This is a genomic window from Allobosea sp. GW821-FHT10B12, from assembly GCF_059415545.1.
The window spans coordinates 139,237-155,612 of record NZ_JBWKNL010000001.1; the positions used below are offsets into that span (position 1 = coordinate 139,237).

Sequence of the window (16,376 nt, forward strand, 5' to 3'; positions counted from 1 at the left end):
CAGACCTCTTTCCGAAGGCGAGCGAATGCGCATAGGCTACCCGAAACAGGGGAAGACGGCTGCATGGTCGCATTCGATGAGATGACAGGGGGAGAAGGCGGCCTGCGGGCCGCCTATGGCGAACTCGATCGCTGGCTGAAGGAGGCGCCGCCCGAGATGCTGGCGCTGCGCCGGTCACAGGCCGAGCTGTTCTTCCGCCGCATCGGCATCACCTTTGCCGTCTATGGCGACGAGGAATCGACCGAGCGCCTGATCCCCTTCGACATCATCCCGCGCGTGCTGACCAAGCCGGAATGGACCAAGCTGGAGAAGGGGCTGCGCCAGCGCGTCACCGCGCTCAACATGTTCCTGGCCGATGTCTACGGGAAGAAGGAGTGCCTGAAGGCCGGAATCATCCCGCCGGAGCTGGTCTATCGCAACGCCTGCTACCAGCTTGAGATGGTCGATTTTCAGGTGCCGCACGGCATCTACTGCCACATCGCCGGCATCGACATCGTCCGGGTCGACGCCGACACCTTCTACGTGCTCGAGGACAATGCCCGCACGCCGTCCGGCGTCTCCTACATGATGGAGAACCGCGAGGTGATGCTGCGGCTCTTCCCGGAGCTCTTCGCCACCCATCGCGTCGCACCGGTCGACAACTATCCCGACCAACTGCTTGCGACCTTGCGCTCGGTCGCGCCGCGCACAGCCTCGTCCGATCCGACGATCTGCCTGCTGACGCCCGGCCAGTACAATTCGGCCTTCTACGAGCACTCCTTCCTGGCCGATAAGCTGGGCGTCGAACTGGTCGAAGGCTCGGACCTCTTGGTCAAGGACGACGTCGTCTATATGCGCACGACGCAGGGGCCGAAGCGCGTCGACGTGATCTACCGCCGCATCGACGACGATTTCATCGATCCGCTCGTCTTCCGCAGCGACTCGGTGCTCGGCGTGCCCGGCATCATCGGCGCCTATAAGGCCGGCAACGTCACGCTGGCCAATGCGGTCGGCACCGGCGTCGCCGACGACAAGGCGGTCTACAGCTACATGCCGGAGATCGTGAAGTTCTTCACCGGCGAGGAGCCGATCCTCAAGAACGTGCCGACCTATCGCTGCCGCGAGCCCGAGGCCAATGCCTATGTGCTCGACAATCTCGAGAAGCTCGTCGTCAAGGAGGTCAACGGCTCCGGCGGCTACGGCATGCTGGTCGGCCCACATGCCAGCAAGCAGCAGATCGACACCTTCCGCAAGAAGCTGAAGAACCAGCCGGAGGGCTTTATCGCCCAGCCGACGCTGGCGCTCTCGACCTGCCCGACCTTCGTCGCCTCGGGCGTCGCGCCGCGCCATGTCGACCTGCGCCCTTACGTCCTCTCCGGCGCCAACGGCATCTCCTGCGTGCCGGGCGGGCTGACCCGCGTCGCGCTCAAGGAGGGCTCGCTCGTGGTCAATTCCAGCCAGGGCGGCGGCACCAAGGACACCTGGGTTCTCGATGCATGAGCGAGCGGGAGCGCCTTCGATCCAGCCCCTTGCGCAACCCGAGCGCCCGCGCGAACCGCTTCACGCCAGAAGACCGGACCTGATCATGCTTTCCCGTACCGCCGACAGCCTCTACTGGGTCTCGCGCTATGTGGAGCGGGCCGAGTATCTCGCCCGCATCCTCGACGCCACCACCCGCCTGACCAATCTGCCTTCAGCCTATGGCGGCGCCGGCACCGAATGGCAGAGCGCCGTCGCCACCGCCGGCTGCGAGGACACCTTCGCCAAGGCCTATGGCGAGGCCAACGAGCGCAATGTCTGCGACTTCCTCAGCTTCAACCCGGACAACCCCACTTCGATCCGCAATTGCTTCGCCCTCGCCCGCTCCAACGCCCGCGCGGTCCGCACCGCGCTGACCTCGGAGATGTGGGACGCGCTCAACGGCGCCTGGCTCGAACTGCAGCGCTTCGAGCGCAAGCGCATGGACCGCGAGGAGTTCGCCCGCTTCCTCGACTGGGTGAAGAACGTCTCGCTCGCCTTCGACGGCTCGGCCTACCGGACCATGCTGCGCGACGACGGCTACTGGTTCTCGCGGCTCGGCGTGAATGTCGAGCGGGCCGACAACACCGCCCGCATCCTCGACGTGAAGTACCATGTCCTGCTGCCTGAGACCGAGCAGGTCGGCGGCTCGCTCGACTATTTCCAGTGGACCACGATGCTGCGCGAGGTCTCGGCGCTGACCGCCTATCACTGGGTCTATCGCCAGGCAGTGAAGCCGGTGCTGATCGCCGACCTCCTGATCCTCAACCGGCGCATGCCGCGCTCGCTGGCGAGCTGCTACGAGAACATCTCGCGCTTCCTCGACCAGATCGGCGACGCCTACAACCGGCACGGGCCGGCGCAGCGCCAGGCGCGCAAGACATTGACCCATCTCGCCAACACGCCGATCGAGGCGGTTCTCCAGCGTGGGCTGCATGAGTTCATCGAGGATTTCATCACCGAGAATAACCGCCTCGGAAACGTCATCGTCGAGCAATACCTGCAATAAGAGCCTCTAACAGAACTTGGATTCCTCACCGCATGCGGATCCGGATCTCCCACAGCATCGCCTATGCCTATGCCGAGCCGGTGCGCCAGCTCCGGCAGGTGCTGCGGCTGACGCCGCGCGACCATGACGGCCAGCACGTCATGTCATGGCGCATAGCGCCCAGCATCGACGGGCGGCTCCATGCCGGGCAGGACCCGTTCGGCAACCTGACCCACGACTTCTCCGCCGACGGCCCGATCGAGAATTATGTGATCGAGATCAACGGCCTGGTCGAAACCGTTGACCTCGCCGGCGCGGTTCGCGGCGTGGTCGAGAAGGTTCCGCCGGATGTGTTCATGCGCGACACCCGCCTGACCCAATCCAGCGAAGGGCTGCGGGCGCTCGCCGGCAAGGCCGCGGGCCGGAACGGCAGCGACCTGACCAAGCTGCACGCGCTCATGGAGACGATCAAGGCCGAGATCCGCTGCGTGCCGACCGCCGACCATCTCGGCATCGGCGCGGCCGCCTGTGCCGAGGCCGGCGAAGGCATCCCGCAGGACGTCGCCCATGTCTTCATGACCTGCGCACGCATGCTCGGCGCACCTGCGCGCTATATCTCCGGCTATGTCGCGGCCTCCGATGCCCTGCCCCATGCCGACGGCGCCCACGCCTGGGCCGAGGCCTGGCTGCCCGACTATGGCTGGATCGGCTTCGACGCCGCCAACGGACTCTGCCCGATCGACACCCATGTCCGCGTCGCAACCGGGCTGGACTACGCCGACGCCGCCCCGGTTCGCGGCGCCCGCGCCGGCGGCCAGGGCGAAAGCCTCCTGGTCGAGGTCAGCGCCCAGGCGGCGACGCCGCGCTTCCAGGGGCAGTAGCAGCCTCCGCGCATTGTCGCTGTCATGCCGGCCTGATACCAGCTTCGCGCGCCATGGCGGCGTATTGCGGAGATCGATCTTGACCTATTGCGCCGGCATCCTCGTCCAGGACGGGCTCGTGATGATCGCCGACACCCGCACCAATGCCGGGCTCGACGACATCTCGACCTTCCGCAAGCTGCACGTCTTCTCCTGGCCGGGCGAGCGGACGATGGCCCTCGCCACCGCCGGCAACCTCTCCGTCACCCAGTCGGTGGTCAGCCTGCTGCATGAGGGCATCCCCAATCCGGAAACGGGCGAGCCGGAGTCGCTCCAGAACGCGCCGTCGATGTTCCGCGCCGCCCAGCTCGTCGGCCGCGCCGTCCGCATCGTGCGCGAGAGCGACGGCGAGGCGCTGCGCGATGCCGGGGTCAAGTTCGACATGTCGTTCCTGTTCGGCGGCCAGATCAGCGGCCAGCCGATGCGGCTGTTCATGGTCTATTCGGCCGGCAACTTCATCGAATGCGGCATGGATGCGCCGTTCCTGCAGATCGGCGAGCACAAATACGGCAAGCCGATCCTCGACCGCGCCGTCACCTTCAAGACCCATCTCTACGACGCGCTCAAGGTCGGCCTGATCTCGATGGATTCGACCATGCGCTCCAATCTCGGCGTCGGCCTGCCGATCGATCTGATCGTGCTTCGGCGCGATGCCGCAGCCCCCGAGCTCAACCGCCGCATCGAAGCCGGCGAGCCCTATTTCCACGATCTGCGAGAGCGCTGGTCGGCAGCGCTCCGCGCCGCCCATATGGCGATCCCCCGCCCGCCCTACGAGCCGACCGGCGACTAGCACCAGCGCGACGATATTAGCCGAAGGATCTGCAACTTCGCCGACTTCTAGACGGTTCTCTAAACGGGATGGCAAGATTCCCCTGCCAAAGTCCGTAGCCAGTGCGCCGTCCACAGGTCAGGGCCTTTGCCGACTCTTGTAAAGATCACGAGCAGTGAATCCTCGGCGCGCACGCTGACTCGCACCCTGCCGATGCTGGCGACCGCGTTTGCGCTCGTGCTCGCGGCGATCCTCGGCGTGATGACCGCGATGGTCAGGGACGCCAACCAGATCGAGGCCGAACGGCAGCGCGATCGCGTCGAGGCGGCGCTCGCGACCCAGGTCCATCTGCGCCGCCTGCGGTTCGAGAATCTGCAGGCCGCCGGCGTCCTGGCGCCCGTCCTCAACAGCGTCCTGCCGAACGCCACCTTGCAATGGGCCTTCGCCCAATTGGCCAATCGCTTCCTCGATTTCGACGGCACCTATCTGGTCACGGCTTCGGGTCGCGTTCTCGCCGGTGTCGAAGGACGCCAGACCGGAGCGCAGGCCGACTACGACGCCTTGCTCCGGCTCCGGCCCGACCTGCCCGGCGGTGCTGCGCCGGCGCAGTTGCCCGGCATCGGCAGCGGCCCGGTCAGAGCCGTGCTGGTGCATCGGGGAACCGAGACGTTCGGCATCATCGCCGCCGATCTGCGTACTCCGGAACAGGCGGCCAGCCAGCAGGTCGGCAGCGAAGGGGCCGCCTTCATCGTGGGCCATCGCCGGGTCAACCAGAATCAGCTCGACGAGCTCGGCCGGCGCTATCGCGTGCCGCGGCTCGAGATCGTCACCACGCAGCCCGCCAGTCCTTTGGAACGGCGCGATATTCCTTCGCCCGACGGTTCGGTCGGCGCCTGGCTGAGCTGGACGCCGGAACGCCCCGGCGACGCCATGATCCATCAGTTCGCCTGGGCGCTCGGCGCAGTCATCGTCCTGTTCGTCGCGCTGTTCGCCTATGTCTTCCATCGCCTGCGCAGCGCCGCGCAGCAGATCGCCTCGCGCGAAAGCCAGATCCACCGGCTCGCCGGGCAGGACGAGCTCTCCGGCCTGCCCAATCGCCGCACCTTCGATCTCAGGCTCGATCAGGAACTCGCCCAACTCGGCCGCACCAAGAGCGCGCTCGCCGTGCTGATGCTCGATCTCGACCGCTTCAAGGCGGTCAATGACACCTATGGCCACAATGCCGGCGACGAGCTGATCCGGCAGGTCGCGCTGCGCCTGACCACGATCCTGCGCCTCGGCGACACGGTCGCCCGGCTCGGCGGCGATGAGTTCGGCATCATCCAGACCCATATGGCCGCGCCAGGCGCCAGCGCCGCGCTCGGCCAGCGCATCCTCGACGCGCTGACCGCGCCCTTCGAGATCGCCGGCGTCGCCGTCACCATCGGCTGCTCGATCGGCATCGCCCACGCGCCACAGGACGGCGGTGATCGCAGCACGCTGCTGCGCCTTGCCGACACCGCGCTCTACCAGGCAAAGAACGAAGGCCGGAACCGGTATTCCTTCTTCGAACCGCAGATGAACCGGGCCCTGCAGCTCAAGCGCATGGTCGAAGAGGATCTGCGCAACGCGATCGCTCGCGACGAGCTGCTATTGCATTTTCAGCCACAGGTTTCGATCGATGGTGCCAGCATTGTCGGCGTCGAGGCGCTGGTGCGCTGGCCGCATCCCGAGCACGGCATGGTGCCGCCATCCGAATTCATCGGAATCGCCGAAGAGCGCGGCCTGATCGTTCCGCTCAGCGAATGGGTGCTGCGGCGCGCCTGCGAACAGGCCCGGCAATGGCCGGGCATCAAGCTCGCGGTCAACGTCTCGCCGATCCAGTTCCGCCACAAGGATTTCGTCGCCAGCGTGATCCGGATCCTCGAGGAGACCGGCTTCGAACCTGACCGGCTCGAGCTCGAACTGACCGAGGGTGTCGTTGTCGAGGACGCCGACGCCGCGGAAGCTGCGATGATGGATCTGCGCGCCCATGGCGTCAGCCTGGCGCTCGACGATTTCGGCACCGGCTACTCCAGCCTGATCTATCTGCGCCGCTTCGCCTTCGACAAGATCAAGATCGACCGCTCCTTCCTTGAATACATGGAAGCGACGGGCGAATCCGCGATCCTCGTCCACTCGGTCGTGCATCTCGGCCGGGCGCTGGGCCTGCGCGTCTGCGCGGAGGGCGTCGAGACGGCCGAGCAACACCGCTTCCTGCAGGCGATCGGCTGCCACGAGCTGCAGGGCTTCCTGTTCTCGAAGGGCGTGCCGCCGGACGAGATCGACCGGCTTCTGGCGCTCGACCGGCCGTTCGAGCAGGCGCTCGCGGCCTAAGCGAACTGGCTCAGAAGAAGCCCGCAACCCAGCTCACCAGCGCATAGGCGAAGCCCGCCGACAGAGCGAGACCGGCTGCGCCGACCACGGCGCCGGCTATGATCACGACGCCATCGCGCTCGACCAGGCCGAGACCGACCAGGCAGACGGCGAGCCCCAGCGGAATCTGGCCGATGAACGGCGCCGCGACGATCAGCCCGAGCGCCAGGATCAGCAGGACGGCGCCGAGCACCGGCAATGCGAAGGGGCCACCGAGCATGGTCAGCCGCGGCTTCGAGAAGCGTTCGAGCCGGATCAGCGGCGGCAGCGCACGCTGGACGGCGCGAGCAAGGTCCGCCTGGGCGATGCTGCGGTTGAGCAGCCGCTGCGGCAGCCATGGCGTGGCCCGGGCCATCAGCATCTGCGCGGCGACGAAGGCGAGGACCAGGCCGCAGACCAGCGGGATCGGCGGCGGCATCGGCAGGCAATTCGGCAAGCCGAGCAGCACCACCAGCAGCGCATAGGCCCGGTCGCGCAGCGCCGCGACGATGTCGCCGACAGCGACGCGCGGACCCGGCAGGTGAGCGAGCGCGATCAGCAGTCCGGAGGTGCGCAGGGGGGAGGACAAGCAGGCTCGCCAGGCGATGAGCAGGGCCTGCGGCCTAGCATGCCCCACAGCAGCCCAACAACCCTGCATGGTGCATGGCAGTCAGTGCAGCGTCAGCACGCCGTTCACATTGACGATCTCGGCCGGGCGAATGAGACGCGCATGCGCCACGGTGATCGAGTGCAAGGGACCGTCGAGTTCACGTCGCCAGAAATCGAGAAACTTGTGCAGCTCCGGAAAGCGCGGCGCCAGATCGTATTCCTGCCAGACATAGGTCTGGAGAAAGTCGGGGTGATCCGGCATCCGGTAAAGGATCCTGGCGGTCGTCAGCCCGTAACCTGCCAGCTGGCGGATAAAATCCTGCGAGACCATGACCGATACGCTCCTCTGACCAGGAAGACGATGAGCCGGCTGCCTTCAGGCTGCACCGCGATGGTTAACAAAAGCTTGCAGGAATTCTGCCAACTGCCACACTCATAACGTGTAATGGGGCGCCGTCCCGTCGCAGGGGCGGAAGGGGCGTTGGTGTGGCGTGGGGTGTCGCGGGCCGGTCAGGCATGCTCGCGCGCGGATTCGGCGCGGCGGTCGCGCTCGCCTCCTCGGCCGCGAAGGCCGACCCAGCCCTCATGGAACGCAGCCCGCTGTCGCTTGTGATCTTCGGCTCGCTCGAGGCTGATGCCAGCAAGACCTATGGCTCGATCGGGCTGAAATGGGCGTTCGGCGATGGCGGCGGCCTCGATGCCAGCGGCTTCCGCCTCGGCCTGAAATGGGGTGAGAGCGTCGAGCCGGCGCAGCGCAAACCGAACGAGGGACGCCTCTACAAGACCGAGTTCCATGCGCAGCTCGGCTATGAATGGCGGATCGGCGACACTTTCCTGTCCCTCTCGGTCGGCCCCGAAATCGAGGCCCGCTACAGCGAGACCCGGCGCGACCGCAGCTTCGAGCAGCGCGGGATGCTGCGGCTGCAGGCCGATCTCTGGTCGAGGCCGGCGGAGAACTGGCTGCTGCAGGCCAATGCCTATGCGATCCCTGCCGATGGCGGCCGCTATTGGGGGCGCCTCGCCGGAGGCTGGCGGCTGATCGACGAGCTCTATCTCGGCCCCGAGATCGAGGGCTATCGCGAGCGCGACTATCACAAGCTGCGGCTGGGCCTGCATCTCACCGGCCTGCATCTGCTCGGCCTGGACTGGCGCCTCGCCGGCGGCCTCCAGAAGACCAGCGACGAGAAGGCCGGTGCCTATGTCACGCTGGGACTGCACTGGAAGCGCTGACGCCTCAGCGCGGCCCCTGCCCCGTCAGCGCCCGGAGCGCTTCCGGCGTATCGATGTCGAGCGCGATGGCGGGGTCGTCGAGCGCAACCTCCTCGACCGCATCACCGGCCGCATCGAGCAGGCGGCGCGCGCCCTGATCGCCGCCGAGCCTGGCCACCTCGGGAAAGAGCTTTCGCGCCAGCAGCACCGGATTGCCGCGCTGGCCGAGCAGGGTCGGCGCCACGGCGAGCGCGTCGGGCCGGTCGGCGAAGGCCTGTGCCAGCCGGTCGATCACGCCAGCGGTGACGTTCGGCATGTCGCCGAGCGAGACGACGACACCCGGCACGTCCTTGGGCAGCGCCGCGAGCCCGGCCTTCAGCGAGCCGGAGAGGCCCTCGGCAAAGGCTGCATTGTGCACGACGGTGACGTCGAGCCCAGCGAGCGCGGCGCGAACCTCGTCCTGCTGATGGCCGGTGACGACGATGATCGGCGCGGCGCGCGAGGCGATCTGCGCCTCGACGGCATGGCGCACCAGCGGCTTGCCACGGACGTCCTGCAGCAGCTTGTTGCCGGTGCCCATCCGGGTCGAGCGTCCGGCCGCCAGCACGATGCCGGCGACGGGCGCGGCCTCGCCATGGCCGGGCGCACGCGGCTGCGGCCGCGACACGATCTCCATCAGGAGCCCGCCGACGCCCATCTTCTGGATCTCGGCCCGCGTCACCGGCACGCCGGCGAGGCTGCGCTGCAGCACCCAGTCGAAGCCGTTCTCCTTGGGCGAGCGGGCGCAGCCCGGCGCGCCGATCACCGGCTTGCCGTCGAGCACACCGAGCATCAGGAGGTTGCCCGGATCGACCGGCATGCCGAGATGCTCGACCGTGCCCCCGGCTTCGACCAAGGCCTTTGGGACGACATCGCGCCGGTCGGTGATCGCCGAGGCGCCGAAGACGACGACGAGCTCGGCCGGCCCGGCCACCGCCTCGCGGATCGCCTTCGCCAGCGGCGGGCTCTCATGCGGAACGCGGGCATCGCGCTCGATCGCAGCGCTGGCCGGCTCGAGCCGCTCGGCCATGGTGCGCAAGGTCTTGTCGACCACGCTGGTCTTCAGGCCCGGCAGCAGCGTCGAGACGACCGCGACCGATTTCAGCCTGTACTCGGCGACGGCGATCGGCTTATCGGCGCCGAGACGTTCGAGCGCCTCGGCGATGCGCTTTTCCGGCACGGCATAGGGGATGATCTTGACGGTACCGACCATCTCGCCGGCGACGACCGGCTTCAGCGCCGGCAGGGTCGCGACCGTGATCGCCTCGTCGACGGCGTTCAGCGCATCGATCACGCCCGCATCGATCCGCAGCACGCCTGGCGCTGCGGCGAACAGGTTGACCCGGCCGGTAAACGGCGCCTCTGTGACAACCGCCTTGCCCGCCAACGCCCGCGCCAGTTGTTCGGCGGCGGTGTTCTCGTCGATGTCGCCGGCCTCGAACTCGACCGCGACGATCTCGCTCAGGCCGGCCGCGGCGAGCTTGCGGACATCGTCCTCGCTGATCGTCGCGCCCTTGCGCACGATCGCCTCGCCCGCCCGGACAGTGTGCGCAGCCACGGCGCCGGCGGCCTCAGCGATGGGAACGGGACCGAACTTCATCAGGCGTCTCTCAAGCGGGCTTGCGGCGCGGGCCGCGCAGGCCCTGCACGATCTCGCCGAGGATGGCGAGCGCGATCTCGGCCGGTGAGACCGCACCGATGTCGAGCCCGATCGGCGCATGGATGCGTTTCACATCGGCCTCGCCGAAACCGGCAGCGGCGAGCCGTTCCAGCCGTTTGCCATGCGTCTTCCGGCTGCCGAGCGCGCCGATATAGAAGCAGTCCGAGCGCAGTGCCGCGATCAGCGCCGGGTCGTCGATCTTCGGGTCATGCGTCAGCGCGACGAAGGCGGTGTAGCGGTCGAACGGAACGCGCTGCAGCGCCTCCTCCGGCCACTGCGCCAGCAAGGTCACCTCCGGGAAGCGCTCCTGCGTGGCGAAGGCGGTGCGCGGATCGATCACCGTGACGTCGAGATCGAGCAGCTTCGCCATCGGTGCCAGCGCCTGCGAGATATGGACCGCGCCGGTGACGACGATGCGCGGCGGCGGCGCCTGCACGGTCAGGAAATAGGCCTTGCCGTCGACCTCGACATTGCCGCTCTTGCCGCTGTGCAACTGCTTGTCGAGCGCTTCCGCCAGCACATCGCCGGAAAGATCGGCCTCCTTGACCAGGCGCTGCTCGCCTGCGCCGAGCTCGGTCACCAGAACCGTCGCGCGCCGGGCGGCGCGCTCGGTATTGAGCGTGGAGAGGAGCGGGAGATCCATGTCTCAGTTCCGGTCGAGCGCGATGCGGGCGCCGAGCCCGATCAGGATGGTGCCGCCGATCGCCCGGATCACGCGCTGCGCCATGCCGTTGGCAGCGACCTTCGCCTGCATGTAGGAGGCGGTCAGCACTGTCATGATCGAGGAGGAGGTGAAAAGCAGATTCACCACCACGCCGAGGATCAGGAACTGCGCCCAGAGCGGCAGGCTCGCCGACGGATCGACGAATTGCGGCAGGAAGGACACGAAGAAGATCGTCGTCTTGGGGTTGAGCAGCTCGACCGCGAGGCTGTCGGCAAGGGCCCGCATCGGCGTGCGCGGCGAGACTTCAGCGGCGGCCTGCACAGGCGCGACACGGCGGAAGAAGCTGATGCCAAGCCAGATCAGATAGGCGGCGCCAAGCAGCTTCATCGCCAGGTAGAGCTCCGGCACATGCCTGAAGATCGCCGACAGGCCGAAGGCGGCGGCGAGGACATGGACATAGTCGGCAAGATGAACACCGAGCACCGCCATGAAGCCGGCCTTGCGGCCACGCGACATGGTCTGGGCAGCAATGTAGAGCACCGCCGGGCCCGGGATATAGGCGAAGACGAGCGTCGCCAGGACGAGTGCGAACAGGACTTCGATCGAGGCCATCGGGTCAGCCCTTGTCGGTGGCGAGCTTGAGGCCGAGCCCGATCATCAGCGAGCCGCCGAGCCAGCGCCCGAAGGCGAAGCCGGCGCGGCTCGCCTTCATCGTCTTCATCACCAGGCTGGCAGCCAGGACAGTGATCAGGTCGGCCGAGGAGAAGGCGAAGTTGACGATGATGCCGAGGATCAGGAACTGCGCCCAGACCGGCAGCGCGGCAGCAGGATCGACGAACTGCGGCAAGAGCGCGATGAAGAACAGCGCGACCTTCGGGTTCAGCACCTCGACGATGAAGGAATCGATCAGCGCGCGCCGGACCGTCTTGGCCGGCGCCACCGCCTGCATCTCGCCGCCCAGCTTGGAGCGGATCATGCCGATGCCGAGCCAGACCAGATAGAGCGCGCCGACGATCTTCACCGCGAGATAGAGTTCAGGCACGTGCTTGAACACCGCCGACAGGCCGAAGGCCGCGGCGACGACGTGGACATAGCAGCCGAGATGGATGCCGAGCATCGCCATCAGCCCGGCCTTGCGGCCATGGGCGATGGTCTGCGCCGCCGTATAGAGCAGCGCCGGACCCGGAAAATAGGCGATGAGCAGCGTCACCGTCGCGAAGGCTAGGAGCGTTTCCCAGGAGGCCATCAGTCCGTTTCCTTAAGCCCGCACCGGCTCGACATAGACCTTGATGCGACCACCGCAGGACAGGCCGACCTGCCAGGCGGCCTCGTCGGCGACGCCGAATTCGAGCATGCGCGGCTTGCCGTCGGCGATCACATCGCCGGCTTCGGCCACGACCGCGCCCTCGACGCAGCCGCCCGAGACCGAGCCGAGGAAATTGCCCTCGCCGTCGATGACGAGGTGTGAGCCGACCGGGCGCGGGGCCGAGCCCCAGGTCTCGACCACGGTGGCGAGCGCGACACCGCGCCCGGCCCTGGCCCAGGCCTCGGCGGTGGCGAGGATGTCGCTGTCGGTGCTGATCATGGGAGCGGTCCCGCTACGGATAGTGCTGAGATCATGACTCAACCCGCCTTCTTCAACCACTGGCGCGGATCGGTGATCTGCCGTGCATCGGATGACAATGCAGTGCAGAGATCGGCCATCGCCGCGAGGTTGTGGATCGGGCGGAACTGGTCGACATGTGGCAGCATCGTCCGGATGCCGCTGGCCCGCGCCTCGAAGGCGTCATAGCGCAAGAGCGGATTGAGCCAGGTCAGTTGCCGGCAGGAGCGGTGCAGGCGGTCCATCTCGAAGGAGAGATCGGGGCCGAGATGCCGCTCCAGCCCATCGGTGAAGAGCAGGACGACCGCCCCGCCCGCCAGCACCCGGCGCGACCAGACCCGGTTGAAGGCGTGCAGCGCCGAAGCGATCCGCGTGCCGCCCTCCCAGTCCGGCGCCGCCTTGCCGGCGAGCGCCAGCGCCTCGTCGGGATCGCGGGCGCGGAGCATGCGGGTGACATTGGTCAGGCGCGTGCCGAAGACAAAGGAATGCACGCGCCGGCGCTGCTCGGTGATCGCGTGCAGGAAATGCAGGAAGATGCGCGAATACTCCGCCATCGAGCCGGAGATGTCGACGAGCGCGACCAGCGGCGGATGCACCTGCGCCCGCTCGCGAAAGGCGAGATCGATCGAGGCGCCGCCGCCGCGCAAGGAGCGGCGGAAGGTGCGGCGCGGATCGATCCGCGCGCCGGCATGCGCCGCCTGGAAGCGCCGCGTCGGCACGGCATCATTGGGTAGCCGAAGCTCGGCGATGAGCTGGCGCGCCCTCGCGATCTCGGCCGCGCTCATCTGGGCGAAGTCGCGCGATTTCAGCGTCTCGCGCTCGGAAACGGTGAGGCGCGCGCTGAGCTCGGTCAGCTCGACCGGCGGCTCGTCCTCGCGTGGCGGCGGGGTGAAGGCCTCGGCGACGCGCAGGGCGCCCGCTTCCGGCTTCTGCGGCTCGCTGTCGACCCGCGGCGTCACCGGCGACATTTGCGCCATCAATTTCTCGATCAGCCCGCGCCGGCGCCAGAACAGCCGGAAGGCCTGGTCGTAAACTGCTGAATCTTCGTGCTTCTTCACGAAGATCGCATGCAGCGCCCAGTAGACGTCCTCACGTCCGCCGAGCGCGCCATCGGCCAGCGCCTGGACCGCCTCGACGACGGCGCCCGGCCCGACACGCAGGCCGGCGCCCCGCAAGGCACGGGCGAAATAGGCGACGTTCTCGGGCAGCTTGCCGCTCAAGCGGCCGTCTCGGTCATGAACACTTTCTGCGCCACGACCCACCTGCCATCGACCTTCAGGAACGACAAAAGGTCGGTGAAATAGCGCGGCGGCATCTGGCACTTGACCTTGACCAGCGCCATGGACGGCCCGACCAGGTCGATCGCGAGGATGTGGTCGCCGCGCTCCAGCCCGGTCTCCTTCGGCGACTTGCGGCCCCGCACCGCTTCGAACCATTGCTCGCGCGGCACCACCTTGAGCTCGCCGTCGAGCGACTGGGTCAGCGCGCTGGTCGGATGAAAGACCGAAGTCAGCTTGTCGACGTCGCCTTCATAGAGCCCGTCGAGATAGGTCCAGGTTGCGGCCTCGATCGCCTTGATGTCGTCGTTCATCGCTTGCTCCCGTCGTAGTGCGTCGTGCTCGGGCTTGTCCCGAGCATCTCGGAAACCAGTCTGATCTTGCCCGAGATTCTCGGGTCTGCGCTTCGCTCCGCCCGAGAATGACAGGTTCCTACGCCCGCGCCGCCTGCTTGGCCTGGTCGAGCAGTTCGCCGACCTTCGAGCCCTGCATCGCCTGGATGTCGTCCTGGTATTTCAGCAGCGCGCCGAGCGTATCGGAGACGATGGCCGGGTCGAGCGCGACCGCGTCGAGCTCGACCAGCGCGCTCGCCCAGTCGAGCGTCTCGGCGACGCCCGGCGCCTTGAACAATTCCTCCTTGCGGATCGCCTGCACGAAGGAAACGACCTGCTTCGCCAGCTTGGCCGGCGCCGCGGGCGCCTTCGCCTTCAGAATCGCGAGCTCGCGGGCGGCATCGGGATAGCCGACCCAGTGATAGAGGCAGCGGCGCTTCAGCGCGTCATGAATCTCGCGTGTGCGGTTCGAGGTCAGGATCACGATCGGCGGCTCGGCCGCCTTGACCGTGCCGAGCTCGGGGATCGTCACCTGCGCATCGGCCAGCACCTCGAGCAGGAAGGCCTCGAAGGCCTCGTCGGTGCGGTCGAGCTCGTCGATCAGCAGGATCGGCGCGCCGCCCTCCTGCGGCTCCAGCGCCTGCAGCAGCGGGCGCTTGACCAGATAGCGCTCGGAGAACAGGTCGCTCTCCAGCCGCTCGCGATCGCCGGCGACGCCGCCAGCCTCGGCAAGGCGGATCGCCATCATCTGGCCGGCATAGTTCCACTCGTAGACGGCGGAAGCGAGGTCGAGCCCCTCATAGCATTGCAGACGGATCAGCCGGCGCCCGAGCCCGGCCGACAGCACCTTGGCGATCTCGGTCTTGCCGGTGCCGGCCTCGCCCTCGAGCAGCAGCGGTCGCTTCATGCGCAGCGCCAGGAAGAGCACGGTCGCCAGCGCCCGGTCGGCGACATAGCCCTGCGCCTGCAGCAAAGAGAGCGTGGCGTCGATCGAGGTCGGAAGGCGCGATGAGGTCAGCATGGACAAGGTCTAGCCTGCGGCCGGCAGCGACGGAAGCGGCGCCGGCGCAGAGCGCTCTGCTGCCACGATCGGGACGGGCTTGGAGTCTAGCATGATGGCCTCATGGAGAAGACGCCAATGACCACGCAGGATCTCGCCAATGATTTCGTCGCCCTGCTGAAGGAGGGCAAGCACGACGAGGCGGCCGCGACCCATAATGCCGCGGACATCGCCAGTTTCGAGAACATGCCGGGACCGATGGCCGAGTGTCACGGCAAGGAGGCGGTGAAGCGCAAGGGCGAATGGTGGGTCGCCAATCACGAGGTGCACGAGTTCACCACCGCGGGCCCCTATCTCAACGGCGACCAGTTCGCCGTGCACTTCTACTTCGACGTCACCGTCAAGGAGAGCGGCGAGCGCCGCAAGATGCACGAGATCGGGCTCTACACGGTGAAGAACGGCAAGATCGTCGAGGAGCGGTTCTTTTATTGAGCCGCTTCCGTCATTCCCGGGCAAAGCGAAGCGCAGACCCGGGAATCTCATGACGAGAAGGCGCGGATCGGCGCCCTCTCCGGCCTGAAATGCTCGGGCCAAGCCCGAGCATGACGCATTACGACCTGCTCAAGCCTTCCCCGTCGCCTGCGCCACCGCCTGCCTGGCCATCACGCCGATCAGATGGGCGCGGTACTCGGCATCGGCGTGGATGTCGCCATTGATGCCCTTGGCGGTGTGCTTGAGGCCATCGAGCGATTTGCCCGCGAAGCGCGCCTTCAGCGCCGCCTCCGCTTCCGGCCAGCGGAAGACACCGCCCTCGCCCGCCCCGGTCACTGCGACGGCGATCTCGCTGCCGCGCTTGGCGACGAAGACGCCGACCAGCGCATAGCGCGAGGCCGGATTGCGGAACTTGGCGTAGCCGGCCTTGGAGGCGACCGGGAACGAGACCTTGACGATGATCTCGCCCTCGTCCAGCGCCGTCTCGTAGAGGCCGCTGAAGAACTCCTCCGCCGGCAGCTTGCGCTTGTTGGTCACCACCGTCGCGCCGAGTGCCAGCAGCGCCGCCGGATAATCGGCCGCTGGATCGTTGTTGGCGACCGAGCCGCCAATCGTGCCGCGATGGCGCACATGCGGGTCGCCGATATGGCTGGCGAGATTGGCCAGCGCCGGAATCGCCTCCTGCACCTCGGGCGAGGAGGCGACTTCGGCATGGGTCGTCATCGCGCCGATCACGAGGTTGCGGCCCTTGCGGGCGATGCCCTTGAGGTCGGCGCAGGATGAGAGGTCGACCAGCGCGCTGGGCGAGGCCAGGCGCTGCTTCATCGTCGGCAGCAAGGTGTGGCCGCCAGCGAGGAGCTTGGCGTCCTCCTTCTTGGCGAGGAGGCTGGCGGCCTGTCGCGCGGTCGCCGGGCGGTGATAGGTGAAGGCGTACATCGTCTCGT

18 protein-coding genes are annotated in these 16,376 nt (G+C 67.5%); 7 read left to right on the forward strand and 11 right to left on the reverse strand.

Features of this window, described 5'->3' with window-relative positions; all coding sequences use genetic code 11:
- Positions 1 to 63: 63 nt before the first annotated feature.
- The 5 genes from AC07O0_RS00715 (at position 64) to AC07O0_RS00735 (ending at position 6,529) form a co-directional block, all read left to right on the forward strand.
- The gene (locus AC07O0_RS00715) at positions 64 to 1,479 is read left to right on the forward strand and encodes a circularly permuted type 2 ATP-grasp protein (protein ID WP_494619213.1); all 1,416 of its coding nucleotides are present in this window, start codon (positions 64 to 66) and stop codon (positions 1,477 to 1,479) included.
- 85 nt (positions 1,480 to 1,564) lie between these two features.
- Positions 1,565 to 2,506 carry an alpha-E domain-containing protein gene (locus AC07O0_RS00720; protein ID WP_454024069.1) on the forward strand — a complete coding sequence of 314 codons (942 nt, stop codon included), beginning with the start codon at positions 1,565 to 1,567 and terminating at the stop codon, positions 2,504 to 2,506.
- Between the two features lie 32 nt (positions 2,507 to 2,538).
- Positions 2,539 to 3,366: a transglutaminase family protein gene (locus AC07O0_RS00725; RefSeq protein ID WP_494619215.1), complete on the forward strand. Its 828-nt coding sequence runs from the start codon at positions 2,539 to 2,541 to the stop codon at positions 3,364 to 3,366.
- 79 nt (positions 3,367 to 3,445) lie between these two features.
- The gene (locus tag AC07O0_RS00730) at positions 3,446 to 4,195 is read left to right on the forward strand and encodes a proteasome-type protease (RefSeq protein ID WP_494619217.1); all 750 of its coding nucleotides are present in this window, start codon (positions 3,446 to 3,448) and stop codon (positions 4,193 to 4,195) included.
- A 126-nt stretch (positions 4,196 to 4,321) separates the two neighbouring features.
- On the forward strand, positions 4,322 to 6,529 hold the full coding sequence (locus AC07O0_RS00735; RefSeq protein WP_494619219.1) for a putative bifunctional diguanylate cyclase/phosphodiesterase: 2,208 nt from the start codon (positions 4,322 to 4,324) through the stop codon (positions 6,527 to 6,529).
- A 10-nt stretch (positions 6,530 to 6,539) separates the two neighbouring features.
- On the opposite strand, the gene AC07O0_RS00740 is transcribed toward AC07O0_RS00735, so the two are convergent.
- Complete coding sequence (locus AC07O0_RS00740; RefSeq protein ID WP_494619221.1) at positions 6,540 to 7,136, reverse strand: exopolysaccharide biosynthesis protein; 597 nt, start codon at positions 7,134 to 7,136, stop codon at positions 6,540 to 6,542.
- Positions 7,137 to 7,217: 81 nt separating this feature from the next.
- Entirely contained in the window at positions 7,218 to 7,487 is a 270-nt protein-coding gene (locus tag AC07O0_RS00745) for an usg protein (protein WP_454024074.1), read from the reverse strand.
- Positions 7,488 to 7,672: 185 nt separating this feature from the next.
- On the opposite strand from AC07O0_RS00745, the gene bcsS reads away from it, so the two are divergent.
- Positions 7,673 to 8,386: a cellulose biosynthesis protein BcsS gene (bcsS, locus tag AC07O0_RS00750; RefSeq protein WP_494619223.1), complete on the forward strand. Its 714-nt coding sequence runs from the start codon at positions 7,673 to 7,675 to the stop codon at positions 8,384 to 8,386.
- A 4-nt stretch (positions 8,387 to 8,390) separates the two neighbouring features.
- Here the strand turns inward: bcsS and AC07O0_RS00755 are convergent, their stop codons facing one another.
- The 8 genes from AC07O0_RS00755 to AC07O0_RS00790 form a co-directional block, all read right to left on the reverse strand.
- Positions 8,391 to 10,004, reverse strand: coding sequence for an NTP transferase domain-containing protein (locus AC07O0_RS00755; protein ID WP_494619225.1), 1,614 nt, complete (start codon positions 10,002 to 10,004; stop codon positions 8,391 to 8,393).
- 10 nt (positions 10,005 to 10,014) lie between these two features.
- Positions 10,015 to 10,707, reverse strand: coding sequence for an XdhC family protein (locus tag AC07O0_RS00760; protein ID WP_494619227.1), 693 nt, complete (start codon positions 10,705 to 10,707; stop codon positions 10,015 to 10,017).
- Between the two features lie 3 nt (positions 10,708 to 10,710).
- Positions 10,711 to 11,340 (reverse strand): LysE family translocator, encoded by a 630-nt coding sequence (locus AC07O0_RS00765; RefSeq protein ID WP_494619229.1) that lies wholly within the window; start codon positions 11,338 to 11,340, stop codon positions 10,711 to 10,713.
- Between the two features lie 4 nt (positions 11,341 to 11,344).
- On the reverse strand, positions 11,345 to 11,974 hold the full coding sequence (locus AC07O0_RS00770) for a LysE family translocator (protein ID WP_494619231.1): 630 nt from the start codon (positions 11,972 to 11,974) through the stop codon (positions 11,345 to 11,347).
- A 12-nt stretch (positions 11,975 to 11,986) separates the two neighbouring features.
- Complete coding sequence (locus AC07O0_RS00775; protein ID WP_494619233.1) at positions 11,987 to 12,313, reverse strand: XdhC family protein; 327 nt, start codon at positions 12,311 to 12,313, stop codon at positions 11,987 to 11,989.
- Positions 12,314 to 12,351: 38 nt separating this feature from the next.
- Positions 12,352 to 13,551: a vWA domain-containing protein gene (locus AC07O0_RS00780; protein ID WP_494619234.1), complete on the reverse strand. Its 1,200-nt coding sequence runs from the start codon at positions 13,549 to 13,551 to the stop codon at positions 12,352 to 12,354.
- Positions 13,548 to 13,922 (reverse strand): nuclear transport factor 2 family protein, encoded by a 375-nt coding sequence (locus AC07O0_RS00785; RefSeq protein WP_494619235.1) that lies wholly within the window; start codon positions 13,920 to 13,922, stop codon positions 13,548 to 13,550. The genes AC07O0_RS00780 and AC07O0_RS00785 overlap by 4 nt, the downstream gene beginning before the upstream one ends.
- A gap of 118 nt (positions 13,923 to 14,040) precedes the next feature.
- Positions 14,041 to 14,961: an AAA family ATPase gene (locus AC07O0_RS00790; RefSeq protein ID WP_494619237.1), complete on the reverse strand. Its 921-nt coding sequence runs from the start codon at positions 14,959 to 14,961 to the stop codon at positions 14,041 to 14,043.
- A 117-nt stretch (positions 14,962 to 15,078) separates the two neighbouring features.
- Between AC07O0_RS00790 and AC07O0_RS00795 the strand changes: the two genes are divergently transcribed.
- Positions 15,079 to 15,432 (forward strand): SnoaL-like domain-containing protein, encoded by a 354-nt coding sequence (locus tag AC07O0_RS00795; protein WP_494619238.1) that lies wholly within the window; start codon positions 15,079 to 15,081, stop codon positions 15,430 to 15,432.
- A 129-nt stretch (positions 15,433 to 15,561) separates the two neighbouring features.
- Here the strand turns inward: AC07O0_RS00795 and AC07O0_RS00800 are convergent, their stop codons facing one another.
- Entirely contained in the window at positions 15,562 to 16,368 is an 807-nt protein-coding gene (locus AC07O0_RS00800; protein WP_494619240.1) for an FAD binding domain-containing protein, read from the reverse strand.
- Positions 16,369 to 16,376: the final 8 nt, after the last annotated feature.

What these genes read in the sequence shown, in the direction of transcription:
- AC07O0_RS00785 (WP_494619235.1), bottom strand. Translation starts at nt 13,922, where the DNA reads ATGAACGACGACATCAAGGCGATCGAGGCCGCAACCTGGACCTATCTC.
- AC07O0_RS00800 (WP_494619240.1), bottom strand. Translation starts at nt 16,368, where the DNA reads ATGTACGCCTTCACCTATCACCGCCCGGCGACCGCGCGACAGGCCGCC.
- AC07O0_RS00755 (WP_494619225.1), bottom strand. Translation starts at nt 10,004, where the DNA reads ATGAAGTTCGGTCCCGTTCCCATCGCTGAGGCCGCCGGCGCCGTGGCT.
- AC07O0_RS00765 (WP_494619229.1), bottom strand. Translation starts at nt 11,340, where the DNA reads ATGGCCTCGATCGAAGTCCTGTTCGCACTCGTCCTGGCGACGCTCGTC.
- AC07O0_RS00745 (WP_454024074.1), bottom strand. Translation starts at nt 7,487, where the DNA reads ATGGTCTCGCAGGATTTTATCCGCCAGCTGGCAGGTTACGGGCTGACG.
- AC07O0_RS00760 (WP_494619227.1), bottom strand. Translation starts at nt 10,707, where the DNA reads ATGGATCTCCCGCTCCTCTCCACGCTCAATACCGAGCGCGCCGCCCGG.
- AC07O0_RS00720 (WP_454024069.1), top strand. Translation starts at nt 1,565, where the DNA reads ATGCTTTCCCGTACCGCCGACAGCCTCTACTGGGTCTCGCGCTATGTG.
- AC07O0_RS00790 (WP_494619237.1), bottom strand. Translation starts at nt 14,961, where the DNA reads ATGCTGACCTCATCGCGCCTTCCGACCTCGATCGACGCCACGCTCTCT.
- AC07O0_RS00795 (WP_494619238.1), top strand. Translation starts at nt 15,079, where the DNA reads ATGACCACGCAGGATCTCGCCAATGATTTCGTCGCCCTGCTGAAGGAG.
- AC07O0_RS00775 (WP_494619233.1), bottom strand. Translation starts at nt 12,313, where the DNA reads ATGATCAGCACCGACAGCGACATCCTCGCCACCGCCGAGGCCTGGGCC.
- AC07O0_RS00725 (WP_494619215.1), top strand. Translation starts at nt 2,539, where the DNA reads ATGCGGATCCGGATCTCCCACAGCATCGCCTATGCCTATGCCGAGCCG.
- AC07O0_RS00715 (WP_494619213.1), top strand. Translation starts at nt 64, where the DNA reads ATGGTCGCATTCGATGAGATGACAGGGGGAGAAGGCGGCCTGCGGGCC.
- AC07O0_RS00770 (WP_494619231.1), bottom strand. Translation starts at nt 11,974, where the DNA reads ATGGCCTCCTGGGAAACGCTCCTAGCCTTCGCGACGGTGACGCTGCTC.
- bcsS (WP_494619223.1), top strand. Translation starts at nt 7,673, where the DNA reads ATGCTCGCGCGCGGATTCGGCGCGGCGGTCGCGCTCGCCTCCTCGGCC.